The following is a 1093-nucleotide window of genomic DNA, read 5'->3' on the forward strand; positions in this document are numbered from 1 at the left end:
TCCGGGACATTGCCAAGCCGAATGAGGAAACTTGGCGACCCGACTTCGCCACTGTTCGGATCCTCACTGACCATGTAGGCGTCGGCGCCAGCGCAATCGTCGGATTGCGCTTCTCTTTCTGCTCTGTTTTGTGCCTCCGCTGCCGTGGAGTATTCAAATTGCTTGCCTATTTTCAGGCTTCCTTGCCCTCCGCGTCCTGGCTTCTGTTCCACATATGTTTGGCAGATGTAGTGAACTTTTTCTGAGCTCTCATCTGAGAGTGTCATGGCAATATCCTTGAAACGAGTACGGGCGCTACTGATGCATGAGAAAAGTAGGGCTCGCTAGCTGCTTTGTTTGTGTTTCGCTCAATTAAGTTGCGCGGAGAGAAGGGCCAACGATCCTGTCACCGCTTTTTGGCGGGCTTCGGCGGGCTGGCTTCAGATGGTGCCTTCGCATCCCTTTCGAGCCGAGTTTTGCGAAGCCGGGCGTTCTTAATCTGTCTTTGCTCTGCTTCTTCGTTGACCATTTCCCGAACGACCCGCGTTGTTTTTTCCATCGGCGTTTCCGCCTTGGGTACGTGTACATTGAAGACAGTTGCTTTTTTCGGCTTTGCCAATGGTTATTCTCCTATCCGTTTCCAACGGCGCATTTATCAGTTGAGTATTTCATGTTGATGCCAGGTGATTGCCTGGTCCTTGAGAGACACGCACGTGACGTGAAGGACTGCGATGGAGCAGCTTTGTCTTAACGTCAGGAGCGGACATAGCTTTCATCAACGCGCTATAGTTCATTTGGAATCTCATTTCCGATCCCACGCTCTGCGTCGAATTGTAAGTGCCGACGACAACATGATCGCTTGTTGCACCGATGAGTCTATTTCCAGGAGGCATAGAAAGCCCAAAAACGTCCGTATCTTGCTGACCAATGGCGAGGATTAGTTGTGTGCTTTGTCCGCTTTTTGGGACAAGGTGAAGTCTTTTGAATACCGGGTCGCAGATGCTCTGAGGGTGAGTCGCAGGTTTGGACCCTGTTTCAATGACCTCGGCGACAAGCGTAAAGGCATCCGTATACATCCCACCTATCTGACCTCCGGAAACCGGATCAACGCCCA

General features: G+C 51.4%; 3 protein-coding genes. All 3 read right to left on the bottom strand.

Going from position 1 to position 1093, the window contains the following annotated elements; translation table 11 throughout:
- Positions 1-266, bottom strand: a 266-nt coding sequence (locus RUM8411_RS22395) for a hypothetical protein (RefSeq protein ID WP_085824939.1), incomplete at its 3' end; no start/stop codon positions are given.
- Positions 267-385: 119 nt separating this feature from the next.
- The gene (locus RUM8411_RS22400; RefSeq protein ID WP_085824938.1) at positions 386-598 is read right to left on the bottom strand and encodes a hypothetical protein; all 213 of its coding nucleotides are present in this window, start codon (positions 596-598) and stop codon (positions 386-388) included.
- Positions 599-647: 49 nt separating this feature from the next.
- Positions 648-1093 (bottom strand): type III PLP-dependent enzyme domain-containing protein (locus RUM8411_RS23130; RefSeq protein WP_503167640.1); only part of this gene is annotated, 446 nt, incomplete at its 5' end.

The organism is Ruegeria meonggei (genome assembly GCF_900172215.1).
In the GTDB taxonomy this organism is placed as follows: domain Bacteria; phylum Pseudomonadota; class Alphaproteobacteria; order Rhodobacterales; family Rhodobacteraceae; genus Ruegeria; species Ruegeria meonggei.